Annotated in this window: 13 protein-coding genes and 1 pseudogene; 5 read left to right on the top strand and 9 right to left on the bottom strand. The window is 51.6% G+C overall.

The window, feature by feature from the left end; translation table 11 throughout:
* Nucleotides 1-288 precede the first annotated feature (288 nt).
* From ftsH to ACTQZS_RS14455, 7 genes are all read right to left on the bottom strand, one after another.
* Nucleotides 289-2,151 carry an ATP-dependent zinc metalloprotease FtsH gene (ftsH, locus tag ACTQZS_RS14485; RefSeq protein ID WP_441476441.1) on the bottom strand — a complete coding sequence of 621 codons (1,863 nt, stop codon included), beginning with the start codon at nt 2,149-2,151 and terminating at the stop codon, nt 289-291.
* Nucleotides 2,152-2,336: 185 nt separating this feature from the next.
* Complete coding sequence (gene hpt, locus ACTQZS_RS14480) at nt 2,337-2,879, bottom strand: hypoxanthine phosphoribosyltransferase (protein ID WP_441476440.1); 543 nt, start codon at nt 2,877-2,879, stop codon at nt 2,337-2,339.
* Between the two features lie 224 nt (nt 2,880-3,103).
* Entirely contained in the window at nt 3,104-4,642 is a 1,539-nt protein-coding gene (gene tilS / locus ACTQZS_RS14475) for a tRNA lysidine(34) synthetase TilS (protein ID WP_441476439.1), read from the bottom strand.
* Nucleotides 4,643-4,783: 141 nt separating this feature from the next.
* On the bottom strand, nt 4,784-5,197 hold the full coding sequence (locus ACTQZS_RS14470) for a septum formation initiator family protein (protein WP_441476438.1): 414 nt from the start codon (nt 5,195-5,197) through the stop codon (nt 4,784-4,786).
* 281 nt (nt 5,198-5,478) lie between these two features.
* The gene (locus ACTQZS_RS14465) at nt 5,479-5,718 is read right to left on the bottom strand and encodes an RNA-binding S4 domain-containing protein (protein ID WP_441476437.1); all 240 of its coding nucleotides are present in this window, start codon (nt 5,716-5,718) and stop codon (nt 5,479-5,481) included.
* 182 nt (nt 5,719-5,900) lie between these two features.
* Nucleotides 5,901-6,215: an HU family DNA-binding protein gene (locus ACTQZS_RS14460; protein ID WP_441476442.1), complete on the bottom strand. Its 315-nt coding sequence runs from the start codon at nt 6,213-6,215 to the stop codon at nt 5,901-5,903.
* Between the two features lie 280 nt (nt 6,216-6,495).
* Nucleotides 6,496-7,842 (bottom strand): CCA tRNA nucleotidyltransferase, encoded by a 1,347-nt coding sequence (locus ACTQZS_RS14455; RefSeq protein ID WP_441476436.1) that lies wholly within the window; start codon nt 7,840-7,842, stop codon nt 6,496-6,498.
* Nucleotides 7,843-8,093: 251 nt separating this feature from the next.
* On the opposite strand from ACTQZS_RS14455, the gene proS reads away from it, so the two are divergent.
* From proS to ACTQZS_RS14430, 5 genes are all read left to right on the top strand, one after another.
* The gene (proS, locus tag ACTQZS_RS14450) at nt 8,094-9,533 is read left to right on the top strand and encodes a proline--tRNA ligase (RefSeq protein WP_441476435.1); all 1,440 of its coding nucleotides are present in this window, start codon (nt 8,094-8,096) and stop codon (nt 9,531-9,533) included.
* Between the two features lie 473 nt (nt 9,534-10,006).
* Nucleotides 10,007-12,241, top strand: coding sequence for an anaerobic ribonucleoside-triphosphate reductase (nrdD, locus tag ACTQZS_RS14445; protein ID WP_441476434.1), 2,235 nt, complete (start codon nt 10,007-10,009; stop codon nt 12,239-12,241).
* A gap of 513 nt (nt 12,242-12,754) precedes the next feature.
* Complete coding sequence (gene nrdG / locus ACTQZS_RS14440) at nt 12,755-13,279, top strand: anaerobic ribonucleoside-triphosphate reductase activating protein (RefSeq protein WP_441476433.1); 525 nt, start codon at nt 12,755-12,757, stop codon at nt 13,277-13,279.
* Between the two features lie 232 nt (nt 13,280-13,511).
* A complete protein-coding gene (locus ACTQZS_RS14435; protein ID WP_441476432.1) occupies nt 13,512-13,970 on the top strand; it encodes a Fur family transcriptional regulator in 459 nt (152 codons plus the stop codon).
* Nucleotides 13,971-14,091: 121 nt separating this feature from the next.
* Nucleotides 14,092-14,670, top strand: coding sequence for a ferritin family protein (locus ACTQZS_RS14430; protein WP_441100462.1), 579 nt, complete (start codon nt 14,092-14,094; stop codon nt 14,668-14,670).
* A 132-nt stretch (nt 14,671-14,802) separates the two neighbouring features.
* Here the strand turns inward: ACTQZS_RS14430 and rsmA are convergent, their stop codons facing one another.
* Both rsmA and ACTQZS_RS14420 read right to left on the bottom strand, forming a co-directional pair.
* Nucleotides 14,803-15,708, bottom strand: a complete 906-nt coding sequence (rsmA, locus tag ACTQZS_RS14425; protein ID WP_441476431.1) for a 16S rRNA (adenine(1518)-N(6)/adenine(1519)-N(6))-dimethyltransferase RsmA — start codon at nt 15,706-15,708, stop codon at nt 14,803-14,805.
* Nucleotides 15,709-15,812: 104 nt separating this feature from the next.
* Nucleotides 15,813-17,253: pseudogene (locus tag ACTQZS_RS14420) on the bottom strand (hypothetical protein); the annotation flags it as partial.

The raw sequence follows: 17,253 nt of genomic DNA, 5'->3' as shown, positions 1-17,253 counted from the left end.
CCTTCAGATTCCGTCTCACGGCGGACACCCTTGCCTTCGGCTATATCCTTCCCACTACCGGGCGGATTCGGGACTTGAACCCGTTGGAAACGTGCGCCGCTAGGCGCACTGTAAAAAGGCAGCCTTATTCAGGCTGCCTTTTTGGAGAAGGTATTTCTCTTATGGGGTGTAGCAAAAACTATATAATGTATTGGGGGGTTTTTACGGTTATTATAGTAACACGGGTCCCTCCAAAAGTCTGCACAAAGTTAACAAATTTTGCCATTTAGTTTTGTGCACCATTCACAATTATGATTCTGCAGCTCCATCTGCCACAGCTTTTGCTTCCTCTTCAAAAATAGCCTCAAATTCTTTGCGGTTTAATTTTTCCTTTTCCATCAGCTGTTTCGCGCACTCATCCAGAACAAATCTGTGCTTCTCAATGATCTCGCGGGCTCTGCTGTGGCAGTTCTCAATGATTTCCTTGACTTCCTCATCGATCGCAGCGGCGACATTTTCACTGTAGGACTTCGTGTGACCCCAGTCTCTTCCGATAAACACTTCATTGCTGTCGCCCTGGTCATAGTTTACCAGACCCAGCTTGGGAGACATGCCATATTTTGTGATCATGGCCCTTGCAGTCGCCGTCGCCTGCTTGATATCCTGGGATGCTCCGGTCGTAATATCGTCAAATACCATCTCCTCGGCCGCGCGTCCTCCCAGATCCACAATGATCTGCTGGATCATCTTGCCCTTGGTCATGAACATTTCATCGTTTTCCGGCTGCGGCATAGTATAGCCGGCCGCACCTGGCCCCGTGGGAATGATGGAAATCGTGTATACCGGTTCCATCAGATCCAGAACATGGAACAGAATAGCATGTCCGGTCTCATGGTAGGCAGTGATTTTTTTCTCCTTCTCGGAAATCACACGGCTTTTCTTCTCTGTGCCGATACCGACCTTGATGAAGGCATCCTTGATATCCTCCTGGCGGACATACGCCCTGGAGTCGCGCGCGGCATGAATTGCCGCCTCGTTCAAAAGATTCTCCAGATCCGCGCCGGTGAATCCCGCTGTCGTCTGCGCGATCTGCTTCAGATCAATATCATCGCCGAGCGGCTTGTTCTTCGCGTGAACCTTCAGGATTTCCTCCCTTCCTCTGATATCCGGCGGGCTTACTACAACCTTCCGGTCAAAACGTCCCGGACGCAGAATGGCCGGATCGAGAATATCCACACGGTTCGTGGCTGCCATCACGATAATTCCCTCGTTGACGCCGAATCCGTCCATCTCGACCAGAAGCTGGTTGAGGGTCTGCTCCCTCTCGTCATGTCCGCCGCCCATTCCGGTTCCACGGCGTCTGCCGACCGCGTCGATCTCATCAATGAAAACGATACACGGCGCGTTCTTTTTTGCCTCGGAAAAAAGATCTCTTACCCTGGAGGCTCCGACACCGACAAACATCTCCACAAAATCCGAGCCCGAGATGCTGAAGAACGCAACACCGGCTTCGCCGGCAACCGCCTTCGCCAGCAGCGTTTTGCCCGTTCCGGGAGGTCCCACGAGGATGACGCCCTTCGGAATCCGCGCTCCAACTTTCGTATATTTCGAGGGATTCTTGAGGAAATCCACGATTTCCACCAGATCCTCCTTCTCTTCCTCAAGCCCGGCTACGTCTGCAAAACGAACCTTGCTCTCCTTGCCGTTTGTCATCGACGCATGGCTCTTGCCGAAATCCATCATCCGGCTGTTGGCGTTACCCGCGCCTCCCGCGGATCTTGCGAGGAATCCCGCCAGGATAACCACCAGAAGAACACCCAGAAGAAACGGAATGAGAATCGTGCTCCATTCTCCGGACCGGGAAACGTCAGACACTGTATAACTGATGTCATGATCTTCCAGCTCCTGAATCGCATCGTTGACATCCGTGACATTCACCACATATTCCGTTCCATCCCGCAGGGTGAACGAAACCTTACCCGTGGGCACCTCGGCGTTCTGGCTGATCTCTGCACGGCTGATCTCGTCGTCCTTCAGATATTTCTCATAGGCCGATGCGCTGACCGCGCGGTTTGACTGCATGAGAGTCGGTATAATCAGGAAAAAAGCGATGATCACGGCCATGATGATCAGATACACCGCCATCCCTCTTCTGTTGTTCGTTCTGTTCAAAGTCTTCTGCTCCTTACTCTGCCGTACTATCTCGTTATCGAGATGCCCGCGCCAATTACCCCGGGCTGTTATTCTTCATGCGCAAAAATCGACATCTCGTTATCGCAATACCCGCGTCTATAACCCCGGGCTGTTATTCTTCATGCGCGAAAATCGACATCTCGTTATCGCGATGCCCGCGTCTATTACCGGGCGTCCTCGTCATCAAAAGAAATGACGCCGATGTACGGAAGATTTCTGTACCTCTGATCGTAATCAAGTCCGAATCCGACGACAAAATTGTCCGGAATCTGGAATCCGGAGTACTCCACATTCACATCCGGCACGACGCGCCGCTCCGGCTTGTCGAGGAGCGTGCACAGACGAATGCTGTTCGGCTTTCTCTTCTTGAAAATCTGCAGGAGATAGCTCAGCGTTCTTCCGGAATCAATAATATCCTCCACAATCAGCACATCCTTGCCCTCTATGCTCTGGTCCAGATCCTTCACAATCTTCACAATCCCGCTGGAAGAGGTTCCCCCGCCGTAGCTGGAAACCGACATGAAGTCCATGGTCACCGGGACGGTGATCTTCTTCGCCAGATCACACATGAATACCACTCCGCCCTTCAGGACGCAGATCATGGTGATTGTCCTGCCCTCGTAGTCCCTGCTGATTTGCGCGCCCAGCTCGGCAACTCTCTGCTGTACCTTCTCCTCCGGAATCAAAACCGATACCTTCTCGCTCATTCGAAAATCCTCCTATATAAAATTATCATTATCACACTATTTCCCGCTTTATCCGGACAGCCGTCTCATGCCTTTTTCCGGACTGTCGTCTCATGCCTTTCCCGGACTGTCGTCTCATGCCTTTCCCGGACTGTCGTCTCGTGCCCTACCGGACAGCCGTTTGCCTCTTGCTTTTTCCGGACAATCGTCTGCTTTCCGAACTTTTCTTCGTCCGTCCGGCTTCCTCATTGGCATGTCATTTCCTCCGCGGTGATCTCCAGGATATTCTTTGTTTTGTCTGTAATCCTGCAGTCCCCGCTGATTCTTCCTCCGACCACCCAGAAAATCCGCTGGCCGGATGCCAGAAGAGGAATTTCTCCACGTTCATCCCGCGGAATTTTTTCATTTATAAAGTAATCCTTCAGCTTCTTGGTCTGCCCGGTATCCGTGACAGCAATCCGGTCTCCGGCAAGCCGCGTTCGGAATACGATATTGTTTCCTATTTTATCATAGTCGAAGTACTTCGTATACCGATTTAGCGGTATTTTCTTCTCTGCTCCCGGGTATCCCCGCATTCGCCTGCAGGTAAATTTCCATCCCCTGAAGAAAAAGGTTCCTTCTCCCGTCACCGGTACAGCCGCGCTCTTCGCAAGCTCTGCGCCCCCGCGCACAAGACGGATTCCGTCATATCGCCGAACCGCACGGACGCCGTAAGGAAGATCTACTCCCTTTCCCACAGACATGTCGAACAGCTCGCGGAGCTGCCGCAGCTGTTCGCGCCCGAGGTCCTTTTTTCTTCCGGACACCATCTCCAGAGCATCCATCAGAATATAGCGCTGTATAACCTCTGCTTCCTGCATCACCGCGTCCTTCAGAAAAACAATGACGCCGCCATCGCTGTTCGAACCCACCTCCACCAGTTCGGATTCCCGCTTTCGCGCTTCCGCATGAAGGTATTCATCCGCCTCTGCCGCATCCTCAGCCAGCTCGCGAATGTGACGCACCGCCTCCGGATTCAGATGCTCTTCCAGATACGGAATCACCCGTTGTCTCAGACAGTTCCTGCTGTATTCTTCATCCAGGTTCGTCGCGTCAGTCCGCCAGCAGATGTTCTGTTCCCGAAGCCACTCCTCAATCTCCCATCTGCGTACAAACAAGAGAGGATGTATCACCGTAAGCTCTTCCGTGCGCGCGTCTTCCCATGCACCACCGATCCTGCTGACCGGACGGATGCCTGCGAGCCCTGCCAGAGAACTTCCGCGAACAGCCTGAAAGAGCGCGGTTTCCGCGAGATCATTTGCGTGATGCGCCAGCGCGATCTTCACTCCTTCTGCCGCACCCCCGCGACCGCGGACTTCTGTTACCCTTCTTCGTTTCGGATTATCTGCACGCTCACCTGTCTCTTCCGACAAGAATAGCCTCTCCGCCTTACACAGAGCATCCCGGAACGCCTGCTGCCGCAGAAGCCGCCCGGTTTCCTCGAGTCCCCTCTTTTCCCGCCTCGCGATTTCCGTAACCGGAAAAGAATATACATACAGAGGGATCTTTATTTCACGGCAGATCGTTCTCACATATTCCTCATCCGCATCCGCGTCCGTGCCTCTGATGTTGTGATTCACATGCACAGCCGCCAGATGGAAACTTCTCTTCTCCCTTAGAGCGTCCAGAACCAGAAGGAGACAGACGGAATCCGCACCGCCGGAAACACCGGCAATCACCACATCTCCCTCATCGATCATATGGAATCTGCGGATATATGCATCCGCCTTTCTTATCAGATCCATCTGTTCACTCCCGATCCGCTGTCATTGAAAAAAACTATATCCTCAGAATCGGATATCGCATCCCGTAATGTCCGGCTTTCTTCTTTTCATCACTGAAAAAAGCCATATCCGCAGAATCGGATATGGCTCCCGGTCATCTCATCAGTAGCCGGTACCACCGTAAGCTGTATCTCCGCCGGCATTCTCGGTCCCGGATTCCTGATCTTCCGAGGATGAAGAAGATGACGCAGATGAAGAAGAATCTGAAGAAGCAGATGTGTCGCTGTTTGCTCCGGCCGTATCCGATTCCCGGAAAATAATCTCTCCGTCCTTGATCAGGCCAAGCTTATCCTTCGCTACCTGCTCCTTGTAAGAATCGCTCTGTATATATTCCGACTCGCTGCGGATTTCCTCCGTGCGCTTCTGTTCCTCTTCGTTCTCCTTCTTGAGCTCCTCTATCTGAGTATTGCCCTCGGCAATTCTGCTGCTGAGCCTGGCACTTCCCGCCATCAGCGCGATCATCAGCGCGACCACCACAGCAATGATACACAACATTGTTTTCTTATTCTGACGCATTCCGGTCCCCTGTCACAGAAATATATGGTATCCCTTTCATGACGCTCTCGCGTCACTTCAGAATGATATCCGCTTTCATCATACCCGCTCCCCTCGAACCGCCAGGCAGTCCGCTTAACATTCCCTCGCTTGCCTTGCATTCCGCAAAACCAGGGATAGTTACCGAAACCACAGGCAGCCTGTTTAACACTTCCCGCGCCGCCGGTCACCCGCATTTTCAGAGAACTTATACGAAGTATAGCAGTCCGTTTTTGAAAAAGCAAGATTTCCCGGGCACGACATCAGACGTACTCATACGTCGACTGTGCGTCCTCCTTTCGGACGGTCTCCTGGACACTCAGCACCCGCACTGAAACTGTCTTCTCGCCGAAGAGGATGTCGATTCTGTCGCCTGCCTTTACCTCTGCGCTCGCTCTTGCCGTCTTCCCGTTCAGCAGGACGCGCCCCGCGTCACAGGCTTCATTCGCGACGGTTCTCCGCTTGATCAGTCTCGATACCTTCAGATATTTGTCTAATCTCATGGCATTCCTTTCTGTCTTCTGTTATCCGGCTCCGTTTTCAAAGAAACGCAAACTGTATATAAGAGTCATACGGGCACTGCCCGAACGACACGATGGGACTGCTGCATGGATCAGCCATGCTGCAGTCCCACCCTGTCATTTCACCTGTATAACGCTCTGCAACCGTTCTTCAGCAGCTGCTGTTATTTGATCATATCCTTCAGAGCTTTTCCTGCCTTGAACTTCGGAGATTTGGATGCTGCAATCTCGATGGTCTCACCTGTCTGAGGATTTCTTCCGCTGCGCGCTGCTCTCTCAGATACTTCGAAGGTTCCAAATCCAACAAGCTGCACCTTATCTCCGTCCTTTAACGCTTCTGCTACAGTATCAATGAATGCGCCAAGAGCTTTCTCAGAATCTTTTTTCGAAAGTCCCGTTTTCTCGGCGATTGCTGCCACTAATTCGGTTTTGTTCATGTAATACTTCCTCCTAAAATTTACAATATATGGTCTTTTTATACTATCAGACGCCTGATTTGTCAAGAAAATCCAAGTGTTTCAAGCATCCTCAAGAGTTTACTTTATACCATCCTCCGGCTTCTGACAACCGCCTTTTTGTTTTTTCCCGATTGGCACAGGATTTTTCCTGCGCACGGATTCGCGATCTCTGTCTGAATTTAAATTTCTCGTCATGATCAGGGCATTTTTTGAAAATCGTCTGAACTCACAGCCGCTCTCTCACCTGCATTTTCAGTACAATAAACCGCCATGCGATACATCATGCCACATGCTGTACAAGCTACCGATTGCTCCGTTCTTCGGACGATCCCGTACAGAAGCCGAGAAGAAATTCCCGATTGTTCTTCTCCGGATCATCCAGCACAAGCTCCAGTGCCTTCTGGAGACAGACGCCGATCTCCGGTCCCTTCGGAATTCCTGCGTCGATCAGATCTCTGCCGTTAATCGCCAGGCCCTTCAGATCCACGCACTGATTCTCACTGATAATTTTTTCTCCGACCTGAGCCACTCCGATCACACGGCGAAGCTTCTCCTCGCGCTTCCACTCGCTCTGCGCCATGGTATCGGCGTCCTGTACCCTGATGAAGAGAGGAAAAAGATCCTTCCCTACCTTATTGATAAGATGACGGACATGCTTCTCATCCGGCTTTACTCTCCAGTCATGATAGATGATGAGCGTCCGCACCTGGCGGATGGTGTCGTTGTCCATCTTCAGCCGCCGCATGATCTTCACAGCCATGGCAGCGCCCTTCTCTCCGTGCCCTTTGAAATGATCAATTCCATTTGCGTCTGTCGTTCTGCATGCCGGTTTTCCTACGTCATGAAGAAGCATCGTGAAACGCAGAATTCTGTCGTTTTTCACCTCCGCCATGGAGACGAGAGTATGCTCGCCGACGCTGTACATGTGATGCGGATTGTTCTGCGGCGTTCGCATCATCTCATCAAATTCCGGAAGGATGATCCTTGTGATCCCGGCCTGATAAGCCACCTTCAGATACTCCGGGTGATCTGATGTAATCAGCTTCGTAAGCTCCGCGCAGATGCGCTCTGCACTGATCTTCGCCAGATTCGGAGCCAGCTTTACAATTCCCGCGATCGTCTCCGGATCAATTCCGAAATTCAGCTGCGCCGAAAAACGAACCGCACGCAGAATCCGCAGAGCGTCCTCTGAAAAACGTTCCTCCGGGTTTCCTACACAGCGGATGCACCTGCGCTGCAGGTCATCCATTCCTCCGTAGAGATCAATCAGACCCTCTTCCTCATTGTACGCCATCGCGTTGATGGTGAAATCCCGGCGCTTCAAGTCCTCCGGCAGACTCGCCGTGAAGGTAACATTTTCCGGATGACGACTGTCCTTATATGTACCGTCAATCCGATAGGTTGTCACCTCATGCGCCCTGCCGCCCACAAGCACCGTCACCGTTCCATGCTCAATTCCGGTATCCACCGTCTTCACAAAAATCCGCTTCACCTGCTCCGGGAGAGCCGACGTCGTGATATCCCAGTCCTCCGGCCTTCTTCCCAGAATGGAATCACGCACACATCCGCCTACGATATAGGCTTCATATCCCTTTGCATGCAGGCTGTCCAGAACCATGCGGACAGTCGCCGGTATTCTTATCTTCATACTACACAGTACCTTTCCACTCTCACTTCAGCTTTTCCGGAAATTCTCCGTCTGAACTTTTACCATCATAATCCGTTTTACAGCCTGATGCAAGCGAAGCGGTACCGTCAGCCTGTCAATCGAAGCGGTACCGTCAGCCTTGACAACCATTTCTATTGAGGTTAGAATTTATGCTGATTGCGTTCGCGAAGAAACCGCAACCACATTAAGTACCGTTATGTACAGGATCGATAAATAATCAGGAGTTCACTATGGCAAAGGATAAGAAATTAGTAGAGCAAATCACGTCGATGGAAGACGATTTTGCGCAGTGGTATACCGATGTCTGCGTCAAGGCCGATCTGATCGGATACACCAGCGTAAAGGGCTGCATGGCGATTAAACCCGCCGGCTATGCGATCTGGGAGAATATCCAGAATAATCTCGACGCCCGCTTCAAAGCGACCGGCGTTCAGAACGTATATATGCCGATGCTGATCCCGGAAAGCCTTCTCAACAAGGAGGCAGAGCTTGTGAAGGGTTTTGCTCCGGAGGTCGCGTGGATCACCCAGGGCGGATCCGAGAAGCTGACTGAGCGTCTCTGTGTGCGCCCGACTTCCGAGACACTGTTCTGCGATTTTTATGCAAAAGACATCCATTCCCACAGAGATCTTCCAAAATTATACAACCAGTGGTGTTCCGTTCTGCGTTGGGAGAAGACAACCCGTCCTTTCCTCCGCTCCCGTGAATTCCTGTGGCAGGAGGGTCATACTGCTCACGCAACCGCAGAGGAATCGGAAGAGAGAACCGTTCAGATGCTGAACGTCTATGCCGATTTCCTGGAACAGGATATGGCTATCCCTGTAATTAAGGGACAGAAAACCGAGAAGGAGAAATTTGCAGGCGCAAAGCACACTTACACCGTCGAAGCCATGATGCACGACGGAAAGGCCCTTCAGTCCGGCACCAGCCACAACTTTGACGACATCTTCGCAAAGGCTTACGGCGTACAGTTCACCGACAAGGACAATACCCTCAAGTATGTGCATCAGACCTCCTGGGGAATGACCACCCGTGTCATCGGAGCCATGATCATGGTACACGGCGATAACAGCGGTCTCGTACTGCCCCCTCATATCGCTCCCGTTCAGGTCATGATCATTCCGATCCGCCAGGATGCCGAGGGCGTCATGGACAAGGCTCTTGAAGTAAAAACGGCGCTTGCCGCTGCCGGCGTCCGTGTGAATCTTGATGATTCAGAGAAGAGTCCCGGCTGGAAGTTCTCCGAGCAGGAGATGCGCGGCATCCCGATCCGTATCGAGCTCGGACCGAAGGACATCGAGAAGGGTCAGGCTGTTCTGGTCCGCCGCGACACCCGCGAAAAGACCATCGTCCCGATCGAAGAGATCCCGCAGCAGGTTCCCGTTCTGCTTGAAACTATTCAGGCTGACATGTTCCGCCGCGCAAAGGAGCACCTGGACACCCATATCTATGATGCGACTGATTATGATACCTTCTGCAAAACTGTTGCAGAAAAGCCGGGCTTCGTGAGAGCGATGTGGTGCGGTGATGAAGCGTGCGAGAACAAGATCAAGGCAGATACCACTGCTACCTCCCGCTGCATTCCCTTCAAGCAGATCCGGATCAGCGACCGGTGTGTATGCTGCGGAAAGCCCGCGAAGCACGAGGTTATCTGGGCAAAGGCATATTAATAAAGACCCATACCTGTTGCCTTCGAAATCGCATCCGGGCTCTTTCGCACGCTTCGCGTGCGTCGAGCCCTTCTGCGTTTTCGAAGAGCTCTCTTTTATTACTCTGTATAAGCTTCGCGTCACTTCGCAGCTCCGCAGCTTCCGTGCCGCTAACAGGTATTCGGATTTCGCGCATTCGCGCTTCATCCTCATACCTGTTGCCTTCGAAATCGCATCCGGGCTCTTTCGCACGCTTCGCGTGCGTCGAGCCCTTCTGCGTTTTCGAAGAGCTTATACACTAAAAAACGCTGAATTTACCGGAGATTTCTTGTGAACTTTTTTCGCAAGTTTCCCCTTCACATTCTGCAAGTGTTAGGTTATTATAGTAGGGCACACAAGATGTTGTGCCCTACTTTTTGTTTTTAACAAAATATAGTACATTCAAACAGGCAGAGTTCCAGAATCTGTTTTTTCACTACCCAGGGGGATTAGAAATGGAAAAGAAAGTTACGACAAATGTCATTAAACGAAATGGCGAAGAGGTCACCTTCGACATTACGAAGATCTGCAACGCAATTGCAAAGGCCAACAATGAAGTCGACAAGATTCATCAGATGAATCCGTATCAGATCCAGGCGATTGCTGACAATGTCGCCGACCGTGTAAGCCAGTCGCCTCACGCGGTCAATGTCGAGGACATCCAGGACATGGTAGAGACCGGAATCATGGAGATGCGTGGCTTTGAGGTTGCGCAGAAGTATGTCCGCTACCGCTATAAGAGAACGCTCGCGAGAAAATCAAACACCACGGACGATGGTATTCTCTCGCTGATCGAGCAGAACAATGAAGAGGTGAAGCAGGAGAATTCCAACAAGAACCCTGTCATCAACTCCACCCAGCGTGACTACATGGCCGGAGAGGTCAGCAAGGATCTGACAAAGCGTATTCTCCTTCCGGAGGATATCGTACAGGCCCATGAAGCCGGAATCATTCACTTCCACGACTCCGATTACTACGCGCAGAAGGAGCACAACTGTGACCTGATCAACCTGGAGGACATGCTGCAGAACGGAACCGTCATCAGTGAGACTCTGATTGAAAAGCCCCACAGCTTCTTCACCGCCTGCAATGTCACCACACAGATTGTCGCTCAGGTTGCCTCCAACCAGTACGGCGGTCAGTCCTTTACCCTCGCCCACCTCGCGCCCTTCGTCGACATCAGCCGGCAGAAGATCCGCAAGGAGGTTATCGCCGAGCGTCAGGAATGCGGAGAGGACATGGATGAGAAGATTATCAACCTCATCACGGAGCGCCGTCTTGCGGAAGAAATCAAGAGCGGCATCCAGACCATCCAGTACCAGCTCATCACTCTGATGACCTGCAACGGACAGGCTCCCTTCGTTACCATGTTCATGTATCTGGATGAGGTTCCGGACGGGCAGACGAGAACCGATCTCGCCGCCATCATCCGCGAGGTTCTGATCCAGAGAATGCAGGGTGTCAAGAACGAGAAAGGTGTATGGATCACCCCCGCCTTCCCGAAGCTGATCTACGTTCTGGACGAGGACAACATTCACCCCGACTCAAAGTACTACTATCTGACCGAGCTTGCGGCGAAATGCACCGCTAAGCGCATGGTTCCCGACTACATCTCCGCAAAGAAGATGAAGGAATACAAGAACGGTGATGTATATCCCTGCATGGGATGCAGAAGCTTCCTCACACCGGACAACGAAAGTGTACCGGAAGGTCTCTGCGACAACGACAACAAATCCGGATCCAGAAATCACATCGATGGAAAGCACAAGTACTACGGCCGTTTCAACCAGGGCGTCGTTACCATCAATCTCGTCGATGTGGCCTGCTCCTCCAAGAAGGATATGGACAAGTTCTGGGAGATCCTTGATGAGAGACTTGAGCTCTGCCACCGTGCTCTCCGCTGCCGCCACGAGAGACTGCTGGGGACACCTTCTGATGTTGCCCCGATCCTCTGGCAGTATGGCGCGCTCGCGAGACTGAAGAAGGGTGAAACCATCGACAAGCTCCTGTACAACAACTACTCCACCATCAGTCTCGGATATGCAGGTCTCTATGAGATGTGCGTATACATGACCGGAAAGAGTCACACCGACCCTGAGGCAAAACCGTTCGCCCTCAAGGTTATGCAGCACCTGAACGACAAGTGCGCCGAGTGGCGTGCCGCGGAGCACATCAGCTACTCCCTGTACGGAACCCCGATGGAATCCACCACATACAAATTCGCAAAGTGCCTGCAGAAGCGCTTCGGTGTGATAAAGGATGTCACCGACCATAACTACATCACGAACAGCTATCATGTCAACGTCCGCGAGAAGATCGATGCCTTCCAGAAGCTTAAGTTCGAGGCCGATTTCCAGAAGCTTTCCCCGGGCGGAGCCATCAGCTATGTCGAGGTTCCGAACATGCAGGACAATATCCCTGCCGTAATCTCCGTAATGCAGTTTATCTACGACAACATCATGTACGCCGAGCTGAACACCAAGAGCGATTACTGCGAGGTCTGCGGTTATGACGGAGAGATCCAGATCAAGGAGGACAAGCACGGAAAACTGATCTGGGTATGCCCGAACTGCGGAAACACCGATCAGAGCAAGATGTCCGTCGCGCGCCGCACCTGCGGATACATCGGAACCCAGTTCTGGAACCAGGGCCGCACACAGGAAATCAAGGACAGAGTCCTTCATCTGTAATCTGTGTTCTATAGTGCTGTAATATACAGTAACGCCATACGATAAATCGTGCCACACACTGTATAAGCTGCGGATTGCTCCGTGCTGCGCACTGTATAAGTCCCCGCGGCACGAGAACCGCTTCGCAGCTTCCGTGCCGCTGACAGATATAAGCTACGAATTGATTGAGACCGCCACACCAGCCACCTTCCATGAATATATGTCTCCCGCATGTGTCTCCGGCAGCATCTACTGCCCGACTCCGTCATCCGGAACACCAGAGCGGATCAGGCGACACACGGAATCATGGAAGCGGCCGGTGCGGCGGTCTCTTTTGCATCGCGCATCGTAAACGCGGGTGATCGCGGGGTGATACGGAGTTGCCAGAGCTTGTGCCGGCATGTGACAGTTTCTTTCAGCAGTATTTTTTTCGTCCGGAAAAATAATACGAAAGTTAATCCGTCAAACAATTCATCAGGTGTCAAAAATGTTTCTTAAAGAAAATGAACAAGTATTTACGAAAGGATTGTGTCTATGAATTACGCGAACATCAAGGAGTTTGATATAGCGGACGGCCCTGGCGTCAGAGTCAGTCTCTTTGTCTCCGGCTGCAGACACCACTGCAAAGGCTGTTTTAATTCCATGACCTGGGATTTCAATTATGGAACACCTTTTACCGAAGAAACCACGGAGGAGATTCTTGAAGCACTCAGACCGGATTATATCCAGGGTTTCACGCTGCTTGGCGGCGAGCCTTTTGAGCCTGAGAACCAGCAGGTTCTTGTCCGGCTTCTGAAGCGGGTCCGCGAGGCATACCCCTCCAAGGACATCTGGTGCTACACCGGCTACACCTATGATGTTGATCTGATGAAGGGCGGAAAAGTGTACACTGATGTAACGGAGGAGATGCTCTCCTATATTGATCTCATCGTCGACGGTGAGTTCATTGAAGCGCAGAAGGACGTCACTCTTCTGTTCCGCGGAAGCCGCAACCAGCGTCTCATCGGCCTGCACGGATACAAGGCTCCTGAGGAACGGAAGCACGATCGAAATAAGTGAATTCTTACTGTCGCTCACTTACACCAGGTAAGACAGACTTTTTGCAGACAAGGCTACGTTTTTTAAGATGCAGTGTATAATAAAAACAGAATTTTTGAATCACATCTGCATTGTAAAAGCAGAAATGTAGAAATGTAAAATTTTTTCAATTACCTGTTGACAACAAGGGAGGTAAGTCCTATACTATAAACAGTAATCGTTCTCATTATTATTTTAAAGAAAGGATAAAGGCATGGCAGTATTGAAACACAGCCGCCAGAGGGAGGCTATCTACAATAATCTCCAGCATCGCAAGGATCATCCAACAGCGGATATGATTTTTGCGGATATACGGAAGGAATTTCCGAATATCAGTCTTGGAACTGTATACCGTAACCTCTCCCTTTTATCTGATCTTGGCAAAATCCAGAAACTTGCCGCAGACGGTGTCGCGGACCGATTCGACGGAAACGTCCTTCCGCACGATCACTTTATCTGCCGCAGGTGCGGAGCTATGACAGATATGGATTTTGTGGATACAGAACGGTTCAAGGAGGAAGCAGCCCGCCGCTTTGACGGCGAAATTGAAAGCTGCAGTATTGTTTTCTACGGGATCTGCGCAGACTGCAAGAAAAAGGAAGCGATGAACCTGTCTGAAGAAGAATACTCTTCTGAGACGCATCACCCCGTCGGGATTCAGCCCACAGCATAAGCTGTTACTCCAATAAAATTTGTTGTGTAATTGTTGCAGTTGGTTATGATGGTTTTTGTCCGATTACCCTGAGGAGGTAAAACGACAGCACAATTTTTCTTTAAGAAAGGTGGTAACTCAAATGGCTAAATGGAAATGTACAGTATGCGGACACATCTATGATGAAGAGGTTGAAGGCGTTAAGTTCGAGGATCTTCCTGCTGACTGGAAGTGCCCGACCTGCAAACAGCCGAAATCCAAATTTGTAAAGATCGATGAGACTGCTGAGCGCACATGGGCTGCCGAGCATGTAGTAGGCATTGCCGCTGACGTTCCGGAAGATATCAAGGAAGGCCTGAAGGCTAACTTCGAGGGCGAGTGCTCTGAGGTTGGAATGTATCTGGCAATGGCCCGTGTAGCATTCCGCGAGGGATATCCGGAGATCGGTCTGTACTATGAGAAAGCTGCTCATGAAGAGGCAGAGCACGCTTCCAAGTTCGCTGAGCTCCTTGGCGAGGTTGTAACCACAAGCACAAAGAAGAACCTTGAGCTTCGTGTAGAGGCTGAGTATGGCGCAACTGAAGGAAAGTTCGAGCTTGCAAAGAGAGCAAAGGCTGAGAATCTGGACGCAATCCATGACACTGTTCATGAGATGGCTCGTGATGAGGCAAGACATGGCAAGGCATTCGAGGGACTTCTGAAGAGATATTTCGGAGAATAATCCGAGAAAGCTGATATATAAACTCCCCGGCATCACATCTGAACGCTGTCAAGGCAGCGAACAGCTGATGCCGGGGAGATTTTGTATTCGGAAATATGGTATTCTGCCAAAGGGTGCCAGGCAGCCAGAGATTTACCCATCTTCAGGGATATAGTGGTTTTCGGACAACGCGTCCGCAAGATCCGCAAACTGCTTCAGATCCAGCGCCTCACCCCGTATGCTCTCTGAAAGCCCGCATTTCTCCATGGCAGATTCAATCTGTTCTCTGGAAAAATCAAGCTCCCGGCTGTTTCTCAGTCCGTTGAAAAGCGTTTTTCTCCGCTGCGCGAAGGAGGCACGGATCAGACGGAACATCAGTCCTTCATCCTGTACCGGGACTCTTTCTTCCGCCAGGCGGCCGGTCAGACGGATCACCGCGCTGCCTACGTTCGGCCTTGGCATGAAGCAGTTCGGAGGCACATTTGCCACAATTTCCGGTCTGGAATAATACTGAACTGCCAGTGACAGAGCCCCGTAATCCTTTGTCCCAGGGGATGCCTGCATCCGCTCCGCAACCTCCTTCTGGACCATGACAGTCACGGACTCCAGTGGAACCTTCTTCTCCAGAAGCTCCATCAAAATAGGGGTCGTGATGTAATACGGAAGGTTTGCCACGACCTTAACCGGCCTTCCACCGTTGTGCTCCTCCACAAAGCGGTTCAGATCGAGTGTGAGAATATCCTGATTGATGACCGTCACATTGTCCCAGTCCGAGAGTGTGTCCTCCAGAATCGGTATCAGATTGCGGTCGATTTCCACCGCATACACCTCGCGTGAAGCATAGGCGAGGTACTGGGTCAGCGTTCCGATTCCCGGTCCGATCTCTATTACGCAGTCATCCCGTCCGATCCCGGCAGCACGAATAATCTTCTCCAGCACGTGCGGATCGATCAGAAAGTTCTGGCCGTATTTCTTCTGAAATCGAAAGCCGTACTTCTGCAATATTTCAATTGTTCTGGCCGGCGTACCGAGCCATGGCTCTTTTCTTGATTCACTCAATTTTTCTATTCCCTGATAAAAACTACAGCATGACACTGTCTCTGCATGTAAGAAGCTGGCCGCGCCGGCTTCGTTTCCGGTGCGGCCAGAGATCCTCTGCCTGCTCAGGTGAGATTGAAATCCTTTTCCTGAAGCACAAGCCATTTATCCTTTTTGTTTTTCCTGCTTCTGCGGCGCTTCGCCGAGGAGCGGCTGATCGCCTTGTCAATCATGTCCTTCACGATCGAAATGGTCACAGGCTCTTCCTCTGTCTGCATATTTCCGATCATAGTGTAAAGCGCAAGAATCGCCATATCGTCGATCTTATAACCATTTTCTGTCGCATAGGTTCTGGCGAATGTGATCAGCTCGTCATTTGTGAAGACAGGAATGGAGATGACGCGGTCGAACTTTGCGGCAAAACGCGGATATTTCTTGAGAAACGCCCGCATCGCGACCTTCTCATCCTCGATGATTGTGATCATGCAGTCCGTCCGGAATTCCATTGCCTGGCTGAGCTTCTCAACGGTAGCCTCGTTCATTCCCGACACATCCTCAATGATGAAGAAGCCGCCTGCCATTCTGGCTACAACTCTTGCGGGATCCTTCTCATTCAGATCAGCGCCTCTGACTCTGGCAACCTTTGCCGCATCCATGCCGAGATCCTTGCACATCGCGACGACAAGTCCGTGTGTCAGACGGGTTTTTCCGGTTCCACGGGCTCCCATGACCGCGATATTGCCGTGAAGGGATGTCTTCTCGCCTGCGTGCTCATATACACAGCTGATCGCTTCCAGAATCTGAGCGTCCATTCCGGGGATTCTTGCAAAATATGTAAAGATCTTGCGCTGTTCCTCATTCATCCGCGTCGGCTTTGCCCGGTTCATGATACGGATCCGGCGCTCCTCCGGAGTCTCTTCGCTCAGGATCTTGTCGATTGAAATCGGCACGGTATTAGCGCCGATGGTATCCAGAGGTATCGTATGCGTATGAGAGGCTCTCTCCGCCTCACTAGGCTGCGGATCCGGAATCTCAAGTTCCTCGATGTAATGAATTTCCTTCTTCTTCGGTTTCGCAGAATCCGCGTCTGCTGAGGTGCCATCTGTTCTGACTTCTTCCGACGGTACGCTTCCGGTGCCTGCAGCTGCTCCTTCTGTCCCAGCCCCGGTCTTCAGTGTCTCCGGTGTGACCTCTCTGGACAAATCTTCTTCTTCAAGATCACGGAGCCGGATTCCGCCCGCCAGATTCTTCGACTTTTCTGTCGCCTCCGGTACTTCCTCCTCGACCGTCTCAGCCTCTTCCGGCGATTCTTCCTCGACCGCTTCGGCCTCCTCCGGTGATTCTTCCTCGACCACTTCGGTCTCTTCCGGCGATTCTTCCTCGACTACTTCGGCCTCTTCCGGTGATTCTTCCTCGACCACTTCGGCCTCTTCCGGTGATTCTTCCTCGACTACCTCGGCCTCTTCCGGTGATTCTTCCTCGACCACTTCGGCCTCTTCCGGTGATTCTTCCTCGACTACCTCGGCCTCTTCCGGCGATTCTTCCTCGACCACTTCGGCCTCTTCC

It is taken from the genome of Bilifractor sp. LCP19S3_H10, from assembly GCF_052119185.1.
In the GTDB taxonomy this organism is placed as follows: domain Bacteria; phylum Bacillota; class Clostridia; order Lachnospirales; family Lachnospiraceae; genus Bilifractor.
The sequence above is the reverse complement of the archived record's forward strand: the minus strand, read 5'-3'. Positions and strand labels throughout refer to the sequence as shown.